Genomic DNA, 17389 nt, shown 5'->3' with positions numbered 1-17389 from the left:
AGGGTAACACTGTCAGCAGCGTGAAACTATGAATGGCGGGGAAAACAGGAAGAAGCCTCGCAAAACGAGGCTTCCTGAGAGGCTTAATCGCAGGTAACGATCTTCATTGCCAGACCGCCGCGAGAGGTTTCGCGGTATTTGGCGTTCATATCTTTACCGGTTTCGTACATGGTTTCGATAACCTTATCGAGACAGACCCGCGGCTCGCTGGTGCGGCGCAGCGCCATACGCGCCGCGTTGACCGCCTTAACGGAGGCGATGGCGTTACGCTCGATGCACGGTACCTGTACCTGTCCGGCTACCGGGTCACAGGTCAGCCCCAGGTTGTGCTCCATGCCAATCTCGGCCGCGATGCACACCTGCGCCGGACTTGCGCCCAGGAGCTCTGCCAGACCCGCTGCCGCCATAGAGCAGGCCACGCCCACTTCACCCTGACAGCCCACTTCTGCACCAGAAATGGACGCGTTCATCTTGTACAGGGAACCAATCGCGCTGGCGACCAGCAGATAGCGGGCCAGAGAGTTCGCGTTTACTTCACGAATAAACTTGTCGTAGTACGCCAGCACTGCCGGAACAATGCCGCAGGCACCGTTGGTCGGTGCTGTCACAACGCGGCCGCCTGCGGCATTCTCTTCGTTTACCGCCAGGGCGAACATGTTGATCCAGTCCACGACGGCCATCGGGTCCGTGGTCGTTTTGTCGGTGCTGACCAGCATACGGCGCAGCGCGGCCGCACGACGCGGCACGCGAAGCTTGCCCGGCAGAACGCCTTCGGTGGTGATGCCGCGCTCGATACCGCCGCGCATCACTTCCCAGACGCTGGTGAAGTGCTGTTCCAGCTCTTCTTTACTGTGCAGGGCCAGCTCGTTTTTCATCATCAGGCCGGAGAGGGACAGGCCCGTTTCCTGGCAGTGACGCTGGAGGTCCGCCGCCGTTTTGTACGGATACGGCACCTCGACGGACGAGGTATGGGTTTGACCAAAGTGGTCTTCGTCGACGATGAAACCGCCGCCGATAGAGTAGTAAGTCTGGCTGTATACCGCTTTGTCGCCGGCCAGCGCGGTGATACGCATACCGTTTTCGTGCAGCGACAGGTTGTCCGCATGGAAATTCATGCAGTGGTCAACCGGGAATTCCACTTCGTGTGCGCCGTTTGCCAGCAGCAGGCGACCGTGGGTGTTGACGTCCTGGATGAAGCCAGGGATCGCATCAATATCAACGGTATCCGGCAGGTTTCCCGCCAGGCCCATGATAATGGCGATATCGGTATGGTGGCCTTTCCCTGTCAGGGACAGCGAGCCGTACACATCGACAACCACGCGGGTGATGTCGTGCAGGATGCCGCGTGCAATCAAGTCATCCGTGAATTGTTTACCGGCTTTCATTGGTCCGACGGTGTGAGAGCTGGAAGGACCAATACCGATTTTGAAAATATCGAATACGCTAATCATGATGCGTCCATTGCTATCAGTCAGAGGGGAGGAGTGCGCCGCCCGAGGACGGCGCTGGAGATATTAGCTGAACAGCGAGTAGAAAATGGCGGAGATGGCAATCAGGCCCATAATCACAACGAATACGTTGCTGATATGGCCGCTGTATTTACGCATCGCAGGGACTTTCTGAATCGCGTACATCGGCATCAGGAACAGAATCATCGCGATAACCGGGCCACCCAGGGTTTCAATCATGCCCAGGATGCTTGGGTTCAGCGTTGCTACCGCCCAGGTGGTGAGCAGCATGAACAGTGCAGTGATTTTGTTCAGCTTGTTGATTTCAATACTCTTGCCTTTACCGCGCAGAGATTTAATCACCATACCGTTGAAGCCTTCACGCGCGCCCAGGTAGTGGCCGAGGAAGGATTTGGTGATAGCGATAATCGCGATGATAGGAGCCATCCACGCAATAACCGGTGCGTTAAAGTGGTTCGCGAGGTAAGACAGAATAGAGATGTTCTGCTCTTTCGCTGCCGCCAGATCCGCCGGAGAGAGGCTCAGTACGCAGCTGAAGACGAAGAACATAACGGTCAGTACCATCATGATGTGAGCGCGTGCCAGGATGCTGGAGCATTTCTTCTCTGCGCCATTACCGTACTCTTCACGTTTCGCAACGGCGAAGGAAGAGATGATTGGGGAGTGGTTGAAGGAGAAGACCATCACCGGAATTGCCAGCCAGAGGGTCATCAGCAGGCCGTTGCCGGTTGCAGATGCGCTGCTCAGGGACAGGGTTTCCAGCGCTGCACCGTTCCACTGTGGGATCAGGTAGCAGGCTAGCACCATCAGTGCAATCACGAACGGGAACACCAGCACGCTCATCGCTTTCACGATCATCTGCTCACCGAAGCGCACGATGGTCATCATGCCCACAATCAGGATCAGAGACAGAATGGCGCGCGGAGGCGGCGTCATGTGCAGCTGGTGCGCCATGAAGCTTTCTACGGTGTTGGTGATCGCCACGCTGTAAACCAGCAGGATTGGGTAAATCGCGAAGAAGTAGAGCAGGGTAATCAGTTTACCTGCGCCAACGCCGAAATGTTCTTCAACAACTTCAGTGATGTCTTCACCCGGATTTTTACCGGACAGCACGAAGCGGGTCAGACCGCGGTGTGCGAAGAAGGTCATCGGGAAAGCGATGATAGCCATGATGATCAGCGGGATCAGACCGCCGACGCCTGCGTTGATAGGAAGGAACAGTACACCAGCGCCGATTGCTGTGCCGTAAAGGCCAAGCATCCACATGGTATCCGTTTTGCGCCAACCACTTCGGGATTCAATCGAAGCAACGGTGCTGGTTTGAGTGGTTTCCATCTGTATCTCCTGGAGGAAGCGAATTGTCAGGTTTTTTAGTCAAATCCGATGAAAAAGTGCCTGACGGTAATATGAAATTCGTTCAGTGACGGTTTTTTAATAATTTTCGCCCGTAACTATTGGCGGGCGGAAAGATACATTCTCGTTATGAATCTATCAGTGATCCCGATCCCAAATGCAATAATCCACTTATGATGTGGGCATCTTTAGACCATTTATCTGTTAAAAAAACATCAAAGAGAATTTACGGGCGCGAAGGCTACCACTAACGACATGTGGTCTGAAAGACAGACCCGTGATATAGGTGTCTTTGGCTGTAAAGAAATGGGTTTTTAGTATTTTCTGGCAGGTAATTTGGATTAAGGCTGATAATTTATGGTTGTTAAAACCAGGTAATCGTTTGCTTTTGTGAAAAAATTGTAAAAGTCATAAGTGATGCCTATGAATTGCTTCAGTAATAAAAAAAGCCGGGACGCGCGACAGCGCGGCCCGGCTTTGATGAGACGCTGCTAAGCGCTATGTGCAGATTTCGTAGCAAGGAATATAGGCGGAGCCCGGAAGCTTCATGCGGTGCTGAGCGACGAAGCCCTGTAGCATGTCATCCATACGGCGCATCATCTCCGGGTCGCCGTGGATCTTGTACGGACCGTACTGCTCAATCGCACGGATGCCGACTTCTTTGACGTTGCCCGCCACAATCCCGGAGAAGGCACGACGCAAATCGGCTGCCAGCACTTCCACCGGCTGGTCCGGGTAGAGTTTCAGGTTCGCCATATTTTCATGCGATGGCTCAAACGGGATTTGCAGGTCCGGCGCGATACGGATAGACCAGTTAAAGCTGTAGGCATCGCCAGTATCACGGCGGTTCTCTTTCACCAGCGGCATCGCTTTTTTCATCTGACGCGCCACTTCTGCGGCATCATCAATGATGATGCGATAGTGACGGCGCGCGGCTTCGCCCAGCGTGTGGACGATAAATTCGTCAAGCACGCGGAAGTAGTCTGCGCTCTCTTTTGGCCCGGTCAGGATCAACGGCAGAACCTGATCTTTGTTGGCCGGGTTCATCAGAATCCCCAGCAGATAGAGCAGCTCTTCCGCTGTCCCCACGCCGCCCGGGAAGATGATAATGCCGTGGGCGATACGGACAAACGCCTCAAGACGTTTCTCGATATCCGGCATGATGATCAGCTCGTTAACCAGCGGGTTAGGTGGCTCAGCGGCGATGATTGACGGCTCGGTCATGCCGATAAACCGCCCCTCTTTGTAACGCTGCTGCGCGTGCCCGACCGCCGCTCCTTTCATGGGCGCTTCCATCGCCCCCGGGCCACAGCCGGTACAGATATTCAGCTCGCGCAGGCCGAGCTGCGTCCCCACCCGACGGGCATAGAGATATTCAGTTTCGTTAATGGAGTGACCGCCCCAGCAGACGACCATGTTCGGGGCTTCGCCGACGTGCAGGGCGCGGGCGTTGCGCAAAATAGAGAATACCAGGTTGGTAATATGGACCGAGCTTTCCAGGTCGAGATGCTGGAAACGTCCTGCGTTATGGATCTGCCCGTTAACAAACAGGATGTCGCGCAGCACGGCAAACAGGTTAGCCTGAAGTGAACGAATAATGCGCCCATCGACGAAGGCATCTTCCGGCGGGTTGATGACTTCAAGCTTCACGCCACGCTCGCGGCGCAGCACGTTGATGTCAAAGCTTTCGAAGCGGGACAGCAGTTCTTTACTGTTATCTGTCAGGCTTCCGGAGTTCAGTACGGCAAGTGAACAGTTACGAAACAGTTGATAAAGATCGCTGCTGGCCGTGCGTTTAAGCATGTCCACTTCCAGCTGCGACAACATATCCATTGAGCCAAGCGGGCTAATATGTGTAATCAAGTGAGCTCCTTACGGGACGATTATCGTCTTTCCCTGTTGATTACAATAGCCTTGCCGCGTGACGTTTCACAACCTAAAGCGCGGAAGATACCGCGCATATTGTGAAAATATTTATATTACTGGCGTACCAGCCGACCCGTCGCAGGGACAAAGTCGGTATTGGTCCGCCACGGGTTGATATCCAGACCGCCGCGGCGGGTATACCGCGCGTAAACGCTCAGTTTTTCTGGCTGGCAGAAACGCTGAATATCGCTAAAGATGCGCTCCACGCACTGCTCGTGAAATTCGTTGTGATGGCGGAACGACACCAGATAGCGCAGCAGCTTTTCCCGGTCGATTTTCGGTCCGCGGTACTGGATCTGCACTGAACCCCAGTCCGGCTGGTGGGTGATCAGGCAGTTGGACTTCAGCAGATGGCTGACCAGCGTCTCTTCGACCACCTTTCCGCTTGCCGCGTTTTCGAGGTAATCGGCGCTGAATTCATAATTCTCCACCTCGATATCCTGATCGTCGATGCAGGTTCCGTTGAAGTGGGCAATCGGCTGGCCCTCCAGCTCGTGCAGGCGATACAGTGAAACGCTCACCTTGCCCTGTGCGCAGGCGCTTAAGTCGCGCTCCAGGGTATGCTGAACGTCGTCCCAGCTGTTGAATTTAGTCTGGTTAAAGCTGTTGAGATAAAGCTTGAAGCTTTTGGATTCAACCAGATTCTGGCTGGCGTAATCCAGCTCAACGTGGCCCACCGCCACCTGCGGCAGCCCGCGCGCGTTGAGCCAGGAGAGTTCGTACAGCGTCCAGATGTCACCGCCGACAAACGGCAGCGCGTCCGCATGCAGACCCAGAGGATCGCGATTCAGGCTGCGCGGCACGCCCTGCAGCAGGCTTGCATCGTAGGTATCGCGGTAGTCGGTCGATTTACCCAGCGTTAAGCCGGTTAATGCCTGATGATTTTCGTAAGACATGTTTCATAGCCACTTTACAGGTACACTTATGCCCTGAGTTTATCCTGTCTGACAAGAAGAGAGAAATCGGTGGACATTGAAACGGCAAATGCCCTTACTACCTTCACAACCCGCTATTGCGACGCATGGCATGAAAAGCAGGGCACGTGGCCACAAAGTCCTGATTTATATGGCGTACCTTCGCCGTGCATTATCTCTTCATTTGACGATTACGTTATCTGGCAGCCGAAGCCCAACACCGGTGCGCAAAATGTAAATGCGGTTGAACGCGCAATGGACATTGTGGTACAACCAGCGGTTCATGCGTTTTACGCCACGCAGTTTGCAGGGGATATGCCTGCACGCTTTGCTGATATCACGCTGACGCTGTTGCAGACCTGGAGCGAAGACGATCTGCAGCGTGTTCAGGAAAACCTGATTGGTCATCTGGTCACGCAAAAACGTCTTAAGCTTTCTCCTACGCTCTTTATCGCCACGCTCGACAGCGAACTGGACGTTATCTCCGTCTGTAACCTGTCCGGCGAAGTCATTAAAGAGACTATCGGCACCCGCAATCGCGAGACCCTCGCCCCCTCACTTGCGGATTTCCTTACCCGACTTGAGCCACTTCTGTAATCCATGATGCTACAGCGCGTGTGAGAGATCTCTTACAAGGTTTGTGAGAGATCGCTGGAACATTCAGTATCGCCTCAATTAATTAAGATTATTATCACACTGTTTTTCAATGGATTACTTGCTCTTACGCTCTTTTTTAGGGATTTCTTACGGCTCACAACGCTGACAGGGTGGGTTGTAAGACGAAGCGGAATAGCGGATTCTATCTCCGTCGACAGGATGCCGACACGAGAAACGAACATCAGGATGATGGCGTTTCTTACTCAGGACTCGTCAGGATGGCGCTGCAGGAAGGCTTCAGGATGAAGCAAGCGGATAACGCAGGATGCGTAAGGGACACCTCCAGGAAGGAGAACGAGAACCGGTCAGGATGGTCGGTGGGTCAGGAAGACCAGGACGTTTCAGGATGAAACAAACACGTCAGGAAGATGTGTGCAGGATGTACAGGTTTACGGATGACCAGGCCTTCGGGCTTCAGGAAAAGTTGTCACGGATGAGCAGGGAGCACGAATTGTAGCTGGAATGCTGCGAAACGAACCGGGAGCACTGTTTTTACAGTGCTCCCTTTTTTTATTTCTGCCTTCCGCAATGCTATGCTGCGCGCCGTTCACTTTTTCAGTTGAGGTTACCATGACGCAACACGATAGCGTTCGTGCTCAGTTGCACGCCATCGAAGCCCTTTTGCGCCAACATCAGCTGTGGCAGGAGACCGCGCCGCAGCCAGATGCGTTCGCAAGCACCCAGCCCTTCTGCCTGGATACGCTGGCCCCGTTTGAGTGGCTGCAGTGGGTGTTGATCCCGCGCATGCACGCGTTGCTTGAGGGCGGCCACCCGCTGCCGCAGGCATTTGCTGTCTCTCCCTATTATGAAATGGCGCTGGAGGCGACGCACCCCGCGCGCGACGTGATGCTGGCCGAACTGGAAAAACTGGATGCCCTGTTTGCCGGTGAAGAGGCATGACGCTTGAGATCCTCTATCAGGACGAGTGGCTGGTGGCGGTAAATAAACCATCAGGCTGGCTGGTGCACCGAAGCTGGCTCGATCGCGACGAGAAAGTGGTGGTGATGCAAACGGTGCGCGACCAGATTGGTCAGCATGTTTTTACCGCCCATCGTCTCGACAGGCCGACCTCCGGCGTGCTGCTGATGGGGCTGTCCAGCGAAGCCGGCCGTTTGCTGTCTCAGCAGTTCGAACAGCACCAGATCCAGAAACGCTATCACGCGATCGTCCGCGGCTGGCTCACGGAGTCCGCCACGCTGGACTACCCGCTGGTGGAGGAGCTGGACAAAATCGCCGATAAATTTGCCCGCGATGACAAGGGCCCGCAGCCCGCAGTGACGGATTATCGCGGCATGGCGACGACCGAAATGCCGGTGGCCACCAGCAAATTTCCGACCACACGCTACAGCCTGGTTGAGCTTTTGCCCAAAACCGGGCGTAAGCACCAGCTGCGACGGCATCTTGCGCATCTGCGTCACCCGATTATTGGCGACAGCAAACATGGCGATCTGCGTCAGAACCGCAGTGCTGCCGAACATTTCGGCTGCGGCCGTCTGATGTTACACGCGAGCGAGCTTAGCCTGACGCACCCGTTTACCGGTGAACCGCTGACGATCCGCGCGGGGCTGGACGACGTCTGGATGCTGGCGCTGTCACAGTTTGGCTGGCTGGGGCAACTCCCCAAAAATGAAAGGGTTGAGTTTGTAACGGGCAACGTTCAGGATGAACGGTAAGCGCATTCATTATGGGAAAAACACATGGCTGAAGTAGGCATTTTTGTCGGCACAATGTACGGCAACTCGCTGCTGGTAGCGGAAGAGGCTGAGGCAATACTCGCCAGCCAGGGCCATAAAGCCACGGTCTACGAAGACCCGGAACTGGCTGACTGGGAAAAGTATAAAGATAAATACATTCTGGTGGTGACCTCCACCACCGGGCAGGGCGATCTGCCGGACAGCATCGTGCCGCTGTTCCAGGGAATTAAGGACCAGCTAGGCTATCAGCCGGACGTGCACTACGGCATCATTGCCCTCGGCGACAGCTCTTACGCCAACTTCTGCGGCGGCGGTAAGCAGTTCGATGCGCTTTTGCAGGAGCAGAGCGCCCAGCGCGTCGGCGAGATGCTGTTGATAGACGCAGGCGAACACCCGGAGCCAGAAAGCGAATCAAACCCGTGGGTGGAGAACTGGGCCTCACTTCTCAAATAACGCTCTGCCCGGCGGCGCTTCGCTTGCGAGGCCAACGGGTTGTCCAGGCCGGGTCAGGCGAAGCCGCCACCCGGCAATATCTCTACACCAAACCCAATTCCGTGAACCATCTTCCACTATCCTGGGCTTATGCCATAAACAACCTCTCATACACCCTTAAATACTGTGTTTCTGCACGGTGAGGTGAAGAGGCACTCCTTCATATACTTTCCCGGTCACTATAAAACGGCTTCAGGCCGTACCAAAACGACAAACACAAATCTCATTCTGATTACCCTACGGTGCTGTACAGAGTGAACCTGGCGAAAGCTATGTTTCAGGAGTGCAACAATGAGTACATTAAGCCACGCAGCGAGCGGCGCTGAAAAGCGCACCAATGCCCGCTACTGGATAGTGGTGATGCTGTTTATCGTCACGTCCTTTAACTATGGTGACCGCGCCACGCTGTCGATTGCCGGCTCTGAAATGGCAAAAGATATCGGCCTTGATCCCGTGGGCATGGGTTACGTTTTCTCCGCATTCTCATGGGCCTACGTCATCGGCCAAATTCCTGGCGGCTGGCTGCTGGACCGCTTTGGCTCTAAGCGCGTCTATTTCTGGTCCATCTTTATCTGGTCGATGTTTACCCTGTTGCAGGGGTTTGTCGATATCTTCAGCGGCTTCGGCATTATCGTGGCGCTCTTCACGCTGCGCTTCCTGGTGGGCTTAGCGGAAGCACCTTCCTTCCCGGGCAACAGCCGCATTGTGGCGGCATGGTTCCCGGCGCAGGAGAGGGGAACGGCGGTAGCGATTTTCAACTCCGCACAGTACTTCGCAACGGTGATTTTCGCGCCAATCATGGGCTGGCTGACGCATGAGGTGGGCTGGTCGCACGTCTTCTTCTTCATGGGCGGGCTTGGGATCGTCATCAGCTTCGTCTGGCTGAAAGTGATCCACGAACCCAACCAGCATCCTGGCGTGAACAAAAAAGAGCTGGAGTACATCGCGGAAGGCGGAGCGCTGATCAACATGGATCAGAAATCCGCAAAAGCAAAAGTCCCGTTCAGCCAGAAATGGTCGCAGATCAAACAGCTCGTCGGCTCGCGCATGATGATCGGCATCTATCTGGGCCAGTACTGTATTAACGCCTTAACCTACTTTTTCATCACCTGGTTCCCGGTGTACCTGGTGCAGGCTCGCGGCATGTCGATTCTGAAAGCGGGATTTGTTGCCTCGGTCCCGGCAATCTGCGGCTTCGTCGGTGGCGTGCTCGGCGGGGTAATTTCCGACTGGCTGATGCGCCGAACGGGGTCACTGAACATCGCGCGTAAAACGCCGATTGTGCTCGGCATGCTGCTCTCCATGACCATGGTGTTCTGTAATTACGTCAGCGCAGAGTGGATGATTATCGGCTTTATGGCGATGGCCTTCTTCGGCAAAGGCATTGGCGCGCTGGGCTGGGCGGTGATGGCGGATACGGCGCCGAAAGAGATCAGCGGCCTGAGCGGCGGCCTGTTCAACATGTTCGGCAACATCTCCGGCATTGTGACGCCAATCGCTATCGGCTACATCGTCGGCACCACCGGCTCCTTTAACGGCGCGCTGATTTACGTGGGTGTGCATGCGCTGGTGGCGGTGCTGAGCTACCTGGTGCTGGTCGGCGATATTAAACGCATCGAACTTAAGCCTGTTGCGGAGCGTGAATAATGACAACGCAATCAAGCCCAGTCGTCACTGAGATGAAGGTCATTCCGGTGGCCGGACAGGACAGCATGCTGCTCAACATTGGCGGCGCGCATAACGCCTGGTTTACCCGCAATATCGTGGTACTGACCGACAGCGCGGGGAATACCGGCGTGGGCGAAGCGCCGGGCGGAGAGGTGATTTACCAGACGCTGGTCGATGCCATTCCGCAGGTGGTGGGCCAGGAGATTGCCCGTCTGAACAAAGTGGTTCAGCGGGTGCATAAGGGCAATCAGTCGGCAGACTTTGATACGTTCGGTAAAGGTGCCTGGACGTTTGAACTGCGCGTCAACGCGGTTGCCGCGCTGGAAGCCGCTCTGCTCGATTTGCTCGGTAAGGCGCTGAACGTTCCGGTCTGCGAACTGCTGGGCCCGGGCAAACAGCGCGATGCGGTAACGGTGCTGGGCTACCTGTTCTACGTAGGCGACCGTAATAAAACCGATCTGCCTTATCTGGACCGTTCGCCGGGCAACCATGAGTGGTATCAGCTGCGCCATCAGGAGACGCTCTCCGGGGAGGCCGTAGTCCGGTTGGCCGAGGCCGCGCAGGATCGCTACGGCTTTAAGGATTTCAAGCTGAAGGGCGGCGTGCTGCCCGGCGAGCAGGAGATTGAAACGGCCCGGGCGCTGAAGAAGCGCTTTCCGGATGCGCGCATCACCGTTGACCCGAACGGCGCATGGCTGCTGGATGAAGCGATTAGCCTGTGCAAAGGGCTGGGGGATGTCCTGACCTATGCGGAAGATCCTTGCGGCGCGGAGCAGGGCTACTCGGGCCGCGAAGTGATGGCCGAGTTCCGTCGTGCCACCGGGCTGCCGGTGGCGACCAATATGATCGCCACCAACTGGCGCGAAATGGGCCATGCGGTGATGCTCAACGCCGTCGACATTCCGCTGGCGGACCCACACTTCTGGACGCTCTCGGGCGCCGTGCGTGTAGCGCAGTTGTGCGACGAGTGGGGCCTGACCTGGGGCTGTCACTCGAACAATCATTTCGACATTTCACTGGCGATGTTTACTCACGTTGGCGCGGCAGCGCCGGGTAACCCGACCGCCATCGACACCCACTGGATTTGGCAGGAGGGGGAAGCCCGCCTGACGAAAAATCCGCTGGAAATCAAAAATGGCAAGATTGCCGTACCGGATGCACCGGGCCTGGGCGTGGAGCTTGACTGGGATCAGATCCATAAAGCCCATGAGGCGTATAAAAAATTGCCGGGCGGCGCGCGTAACGACGCGGGCCCGATGCAGTACCTTATTCCCGGCTGGACATTTGACCGTAAGCGCCCTGTTTTTGGACGTCACTGATAAAAGGATTGAACGATGAGTACTTTTTCTACCCCTGTAGTCACCTCCATGCAGATCGTTCCCGTTGCGGGCCATGACAGCATGTTGATGAACCTGAGCGGCGCGCATGCGCCATTCTTTACCCGCAATATTGTGATTCTTAAAGACAATGCCGGCCATACCGGCGTGGGTGAAATTCCGGGCGGGGAGAAGATCCGCAAAACGCTGCAAGATGCCATTCCGCTGGTAGTGGGCAAAACGCTGGGTGAGTACAAAAATGTTCTCAATACCGTTCGCAACACCTTTGCCGATCGCGATGCCGGTGGCCGTGGCCTGCAGACTTTCGATCTGCGCACCACAATCCATGTGGTGACCGGTATTGAATCCGCCATGTTAGATCTGCTGGGCCAGCATCTGGGGGTTAACGTTGCGTCGCTGTTGGGCGAAGGGCAGCAGCGCAGCGAGGTCGAAATGCTGGGTTATCTGTTCTTTGTCGGCGACCGCAAGCTGACGCCGTTGCCGTATCAAAGCCAGCCGGACGAACAATGCGACTGGTACCGTCTCCGCCACGATGAGGCGATGACCCCGGATGCGGTGGTACGTCTGGCCGAGGCCGCGTACGAAAAATATGGCTTCAATGATTTCAAACTGAAGGGCGGCGTGCTGGCCGGTGAGGAAGAGGCGGAAGCCGTCACCGCGCTGGCAAAACGTTTCCCGCAGGCGCGCGTAACGCTCGATCCGAACGGGGCCTGGTCCCTTAATGAAGCGATCGCGATCGGCAAGCAGCTTAAGGGCGTACTGGCCTACGCGGAGGATCCGTGCGGGGCGGAGCAAGGCTTCTCTGGCCGTGAAGTGATGGCAGAATTCCGTCGCGCCACGGGGCTGCCGACCGCGACCAATATGATTGCCACCGACTGGCGTCAGATGGGACACACCCTGTCATTACAGTCTGTCGACATTCCGCTGGCTGACCCGCACTTCTGGACGATGCAGGGGTCGGTGCGCGTGGCGCAGATGTGCCACGAGTTTGGCCTGACCTGGGGCTCGCACTCCAACAACCACTTCGACGTGTCGCTGGCGATGTTCACTCACGTTGCCGCTGCCGCGCCGGGCAAGATTACAGCAATCGACACGCACTGGATCTGGCAGGAAGGTAATCAGCGTCTGACTAAGCAGCCGTTTGAGATCAAAGGTGGCATGGTGCAGGTGCCTTCAACACCGGGGCTGGGGGTTGAGCTGGATATGGACCAGCTCATGAAGGCCCACGAGCTGTATCAAAAACACGGCCTGGGCGCACGCGACGACGCGATGGCGATGCAGTATCTGTTTCCGGACTGGACATTCGACAATAAACGCCCGTGCATGGTACGATAAACGCATTGGGACCGCTCCCATTGGCGGTCTTTTACGTGGTGTATGCTTAACGTAACGACTATGCGTAAGGATGGCTTATGAAAATTGTTATCGCACCGGACTCGTATAAGGAAAGTTTGAGTGCGCTTGAGGTTGCGACAGCGATAGAGCGTGGTTTTCGCGAGATCTTTCCCGAGGCGGTTTACGTCAAACTGCCGGTCGCGGACGGTGGCGAAGGGACGGTTGAGGCGATGATCGCAGCAACGCAGGGACGCATTGTGCATGTTCCGGTGACCGGCCCGCTGGGTGAGCGCGTGGAAGGGTTTTATGGCTTATCCGGTGACGAGCAGAGTGCTTTTATTGAAATGGCGGCTGCAAGCGGCCTGGAGCTGGTCGTCCCTTCGCAGCGTAACCCCCTGAAAACGACCTCCTGGGGCACGGGAGAACTTATTCGTCACGCGCTGGACGCAGGCGTTAAGCATATCATTATTGGCATTGGCGGCAGTGCGACCAATGACGGTGGCGCAGGGATGGTGCAGGCGCTGGGGGCAAAGCTGCTGGACGACAGTGGGCAGCCCCTTGGGCAGGGCGGGGGCGAGCTGGGAAATCTTGCCCGTATCGACCTGAGCGGGCTGGACAAACGTCTGGCGGCGTGCCGGATTGAAGTCGCCTGTGATGTGACGAACCCGCTCACCGGAAAGGATGGTGCGTCAGCCGTATTTGGCCCGCAAAAGGGGGCTACGCCTGAGATGATCGTTACCCTGGACAACGCGCTTGCACAGTATGCGAGAGTCATTGCCCGGGATCTGGATATCGACGTGCTTAACCTTGCGGGCGGCGGCGCGGCGGGTGGCATGGGGGCAGCGCTGTACGCCTTTTGCGGCGCGCAGCTGCGTCAGGGCATTGAGATCGTGACCGATGCGCTACACCTGGCCGACCAGGTGGCCGATGCGGATCTGGTGATCACGGGAGAAGGTCGCATCGATAGCCAGACGATCCACGGTAAAGTCCCGGTAGGCGTGGCGAAAGTGGCGAAACGCTTTAACAAACCCGTCATCGGCATTGCGGGTAGCCTGACGGCGGACGTTGGCGTGGTACACGATCACGGTATTGATGCGGTGTTTAGCGTCATCTACACCATCTGCTCGCTGGAAGATGCGCTGGAAAATGCCAGCGAGAACGTCAGAATGGCCGCAAGGAATATCGCGGCGGTGCTGAAAGTCGGGCAGGGGATGTAGTTCTCCTTCTCCCTGTGGGCTGAGGGAGCCCCGGTAATTTTTTTAACCGGAAGCGGTGAATGTTGCTTCGGAAAAATTAATGGCTTACAGCGATGCCCTGGTCCGGCTGTAAATCGCCGAAGCGTTTCCGTAGGGCCGGGGCGAGGCGCAGGGATGCGCCGAGAGGGCGTGGCCTGCAGGGATGCAGGCTCATGCCCGACCCGAGAGCCCGAAGGAATAAGCTGAGGGCACCGCGAAGCGGCGATTTACCGCCGGGAGCCCGGGTCGCCAGGGTGGTGGCGATTGAGCCACCCTGGCACGTTCACAGGTCATGACGTTACAGAGTTGCAAGGAACATGAAGTGAACGGAATGACCACCAGAGCCGTATGTTCCCCCTCACCCCAGCCCTCTCCCTCAAGGGAGAGGGGGTCGTCCGTGCAGGCATTATTTTGTGGGGAACCCTCACCCCTGTGGGAGAGGGGCGGGGTGAGGGCATCAGGCCGCACCTGTACCTTTAGGCCCGGTAAGCGTAGCGCCATCGGGCTTTTACCTCAGTTCCCTAACACCTTCATCGCTTCCCGCGTCACGTTATCCATCTCATCCAACAGCTCCAGAAACTCCGGTTCAAGCTCCGATTCCGGGGTACCTGCACGCAGCTGTTGCTCCAGCAGTTGGCAAAGATTTTTCAGACGCGGTACGCCGCTGTACCCACAGCTACCGTGCAGCTTGTGGATCGCTTCCAGCAGTTCTTCCGGGTTTTCACCCACCAGCTGCTCCTCAACCTTGTTGCGGATTTCCGGCAGAAACGCGACCAGCATTTGCAGCATTTCGCGGGCCAAATCGGGTTTACCTGCCGCCTGGCGCAGGGCTAGCTGCCAGTCAAAGGTCGCATTCTGATTGACGCTGATTTCAACCTGCTCACTGGAAACCGTGTACGTCCCGCCAATATGACCCGGCTTATAGCGCAACAGCAGGTTATGAAGCTTCTCTTCATCGATTGGCTTCGCCAGATAGTCATTCATCCCGGCGCTCAGCAGCTTCTCTTTCTGGCCGGCCATCGCATGCGCGGTGACCGCAATAACCGGAGTTTGCTGCTGGTGCGGCAGCTGGTGGATAAGCTCGCAGGCCCGAATGCCATCCATACCCGGCATCTGGATATCCATCAGGATTAAATCGAACTGCATCTGCTTAGCCTGTTCAACCGCCTGCGCGCCGCTGGTGCACAGCTCAACGTGCTGAACCTGGTCTTCAAGCAATGCGCCAATGAGCTTCAGGTTTGCCGGGTTATCATCCACCGCCATTACGCTCATCGGTAATTTTTGCTCGTCGTTAATCAGCGGGAGGGCATGCTGGCTAAGACGGCAGTACTCGGTGAGCGCGGGCAGCAGGCGGGTCGAGGTGAGCGGTTTAAGCAGACATGCGGCGGCCCCGTCATTTTTCAACTCTTCTGCATTGAGCTGGGCGTGGCAAGGCAGCGCCAGCAGCAGATAGTCAGTCATCGACGCGGCTTTCGCCAGCCGCTCCTGCTGCATGGTCAGTTCGCCGGTGAAGGTAACCGGGATCCCCATCAGCAGAATGTCGTAATGCTCAACGGCAAGGGCGGAGAAGGTTGGGCTGTAGACCACCTCCAGCGGCGTGGTGCTTAAGATATCAAGCGCGCACTGCGCTGCCGCCGCGTTCGGTTCGACGTAGGCCAGGCGCTTGCCTTTCAGGCAGTCCGTCACCGGACCATCGGTCAGCACGTTCGGATTGAGATCCAGATTAATGTGGAACCAGAAGGTTGATCCGCGGTTCGGCTGGCTGTGGAAAGAGATATCGCCGCCCATCTCGTTCACCAGTCGCTGCGTGATCACCAGCCCCAGGCCGGTACCGCCATGACGACGGGAGATACTGGCGTCCGCCTGACGGAACGCCTGGAACAGCCGCGACTGATCCCGCTCCGGAATACCGATGCCTGTATCGCGGATTTGAACTTCAATCTGGACCTTATTGCTGCTGATGGAGCGCTTCTCTACGAGAATGTCGATGTTACCGCTTTCGGTGAATTTAATGGCATTCCCGACAAGGTTGGTAATGACCTGCTGCAGGCGCAACGGATCGCCAATGACGTTATCCGGCACGTCGTTTTTAATGTTGAGCGTCAGCTCAAGGCCTTTGTCGTGCGACGAGTGAGCGAGCAGCGTCACCACTTCATCGAGCGTGCTGCGCAGCGGGAACGGAATGCTTTCCAGGATAAGCTTGCCCGCTTCCAGCTTGGAGAAGTCCAGCACGTCGTTAATGATCGCCAGCAGGTTGTTGGCCGAGCGCTCAATGGTGTGCAGGTGGTCGCGCTGAGTCGGGTTGAGCTCGCTTTTCAGGGTCAGGCGGGTAAAGCCGATCACGCCGTTGAGCGGCGTACGCAGCTCGTGCGACATATTGGCAAGGAATTCAGATTTAATACGCGCCGCTTCCTGAGCGCGCTTTTTCGCCAGATCCAGTTCAACGTTCTGAATCTCCATCTGCTCCAGCGTTTCGCGCAGGTCGGACGTGGCCTGGTCAACGTTGTGCTGCATCTCTTCGTGGTACGCCGCCAGCGACATGGCCATCGAGTTGATGCCGTTTTTCAGCATATCCAGCTCGCCCAGCATAAACCCTTCCACCCGGCTGTCGAGCTGTCCCCGGCGGATGCGGTCAACCGTGTTAACCATGTTGCGGATGGGGCCCGTCACGTCGCGCATCAGGCGCCAGCCGAAGATCAGCGCAATACCAATGCAGAACAGCATCATCACGCCAGAGATGAAGATTTCTTTGTACTGCTGTAGCCGGACTGACTTGAGATCCAGCTCCAGTGCCACATATCCCAGCATATTGTTGCTGGATTTGGCGTCAGATTGCGCAGACTCATCGGGTGAATAGCTTTCCGAAACGATCGGCGTGCGCAGAATCATGATATCGCCGCGCCGCAGCACGGTGAGGTGGCGCGGGAACGGCGTACCGTCCGGGATCTTCAGGGCTGCCGGATCGAGATGAAAATTCGAGGTCACAAACAGGCGGTTATGTTCATCGTACACGGAGATGGCGCGGACGATATCCGAATGACGGCGGTGGAGTACGCTGATTAACTGACCAATGGATTCGCGATTTTGCAGGTTCATGCCGTACTCGCTGGAGACGGCAAGCGGTTCGATAATACTCGCTCCTGCATCTTCCAGCTGTCGCTGCAAATCGTTATAGCGGTGCACCACAAAGAAGATACTCAGCAGCAAACCGATGAGAACGGTGGGGGCGAGGATCAAAATCATCATGCGCGCGCGCAGGCTGTAGTTGGTCATGGCGTTCCGTTATGGGACAATTAAGATAATTATGTT

Annotated in this window: 13 protein-coding genes; 8 read left to right on the top strand and 5 right to left on the bottom strand. The window is 56.5% G+C overall.

From position 1 onward, the window contains the following. Positions 1-83: 83 nt before the first annotated feature. From M2433_RS18550 to queF, 4 genes are all read right to left on the bottom strand, one after another. The gene (locus M2433_RS18550) at positions 84-1451 is read right to left on the bottom strand and encodes an L-serine ammonia-lyase (RefSeq protein WP_429056119.1); all 1368 of its coding nucleotides are present in this window, start codon (positions 1449-1451) and stop codon (positions 84-86) included. A 63-nt stretch (positions 1452-1514) separates the two neighbouring features. Next, positions 1515-2804 carry an HAAAP family serine/threonine permease gene (locus tag M2433_RS18545; RefSeq protein WP_223561424.1) on the bottom strand — a complete coding sequence of 430 codons (1290 nt, stop codon included), beginning with the start codon at positions 2802-2804 and terminating at the stop codon, positions 1515-1517. 516 nt (positions 2805-3320) lie between these two features. Then, the gene (ppnN, locus tag M2433_RS18540) at positions 3321-4685 is read right to left on the bottom strand and encodes a nucleotide 5'-monophosphate nucleosidase PpnN (RefSeq protein ID WP_047348003.1); all 1365 of its coding nucleotides are present in this window, start codon (positions 4683-4685) and stop codon (positions 3321-3323) included. A 116-nt stretch (positions 4686-4801) separates the two neighbouring features. Continuing rightward, positions 4802-5644, bottom strand: a complete 843-nt coding sequence (gene queF, locus M2433_RS18535) for an NADPH-dependent 7-cyano-7-deazaguanine reductase QueF (RefSeq protein ID WP_429056118.1) — start codon at positions 5642-5644, stop codon at positions 4802-4804. A gap of 69 nt (positions 5645-5713) precedes the next feature. Between queF and syd the strand changes: the two genes are divergently transcribed. From syd to M2433_RS18495, 8 genes are all read left to right on the top strand, one after another. Beyond that, positions 5714-6259: a SecY-interacting protein gene (syd, locus tag M2433_RS18530; RefSeq protein WP_429056116.1), complete on the top strand. Its 546-nt coding sequence runs from the start codon at positions 5714-5716 to the stop codon at positions 6257-6259. A 630-nt stretch (positions 6260-6889) separates the two neighbouring features. After that, a complete protein-coding gene (locus tag M2433_RS18525) occupies positions 6890-7219 on the top strand; it encodes a YqcC family protein (protein WP_429056114.1) in 330 nt (109 codons plus the stop codon). Then, the gene (gene truC, locus M2433_RS18520) at positions 7216-7992 is read left to right on the top strand and encodes a tRNA pseudouridine(65) synthase TruC (protein WP_429056112.1); all 777 of its coding nucleotides are present in this window, start codon (positions 7216-7218) and stop codon (positions 7990-7992) included. Before M2433_RS18525 ends, truC begins: the two co-directional genes overlap by 4 nt. Before the next feature lie 24 nt (positions 7993-8016). After that, positions 8017-8466, top strand: coding sequence for a flavodoxin (locus M2433_RS18515; protein ID WP_023294459.1), 450 nt, complete (start codon positions 8017-8019; stop codon positions 8464-8466). Between the two features lie 330 nt (positions 8467-8796). Further along, positions 8797-10152: a galactarate/glucarate/glycerate transporter GudP gene (gene gudP, locus M2433_RS18510; protein ID WP_429056111.1), complete on the top strand. Its 1356-nt coding sequence runs from the start codon at positions 8797-8799 to the stop codon at positions 10150-10152. After that, the gene (locus tag M2433_RS18505; protein ID WP_429056109.1) at positions 10152-11492 is read left to right on the top strand and encodes an enolase C-terminal domain-like protein; all 1341 of its coding nucleotides are present in this window, start codon (positions 10152-10154) and stop codon (positions 11490-11492) included. The genes gudP and M2433_RS18505 overlap by 1 nt, the downstream gene beginning before the upstream one ends. Positions 11493-11507: 15 nt before the next feature. Further along, positions 11508-12845: a glucarate dehydratase gene (gene gudD / locus M2433_RS18500; protein WP_429056107.1), complete on the top strand. Its 1338-nt coding sequence runs from the start codon at positions 11508-11510 to the stop codon at positions 12843-12845. 77 nt (positions 12846-12922) lie between these two features. Then, a complete protein-coding gene (locus M2433_RS18495; RefSeq protein WP_429056105.1) occupies positions 12923-14062 on the top strand; it encodes a glycerate kinase in 1140 nt (379 codons plus the stop codon). Positions 14063-14593: 531 nt separating this feature from the next. On the opposite strand, the gene barA is transcribed toward M2433_RS18495, so the two are convergent. Then, positions 14594-17353 carry a two-component sensor histidine kinase BarA gene (gene barA, locus M2433_RS18490; RefSeq protein ID WP_429056103.1) on the bottom strand — a complete coding sequence of 920 codons (2760 nt, stop codon included), beginning with the start codon at positions 17351-17353 and terminating at the stop codon, positions 14594-14596. Between the last annotated feature and the right edge of the window lie 36 nt (positions 17354-17389).

The sequence above is a fragment of the Enterobacter sp. AC1 genome (assembly GCF_050434705.1).
In the GTDB taxonomy this organism is placed as follows: Bacteria; Pseudomonadota; Gammaproteobacteria; order Enterobacterales; family Enterobacteriaceae; genus Enterobacter; species Enterobacter cloacae_L.
The sequence above is the reverse complement of the archived record's forward strand: the minus strand, read 5'-3'. Positions and strand labels throughout refer to the sequence as shown.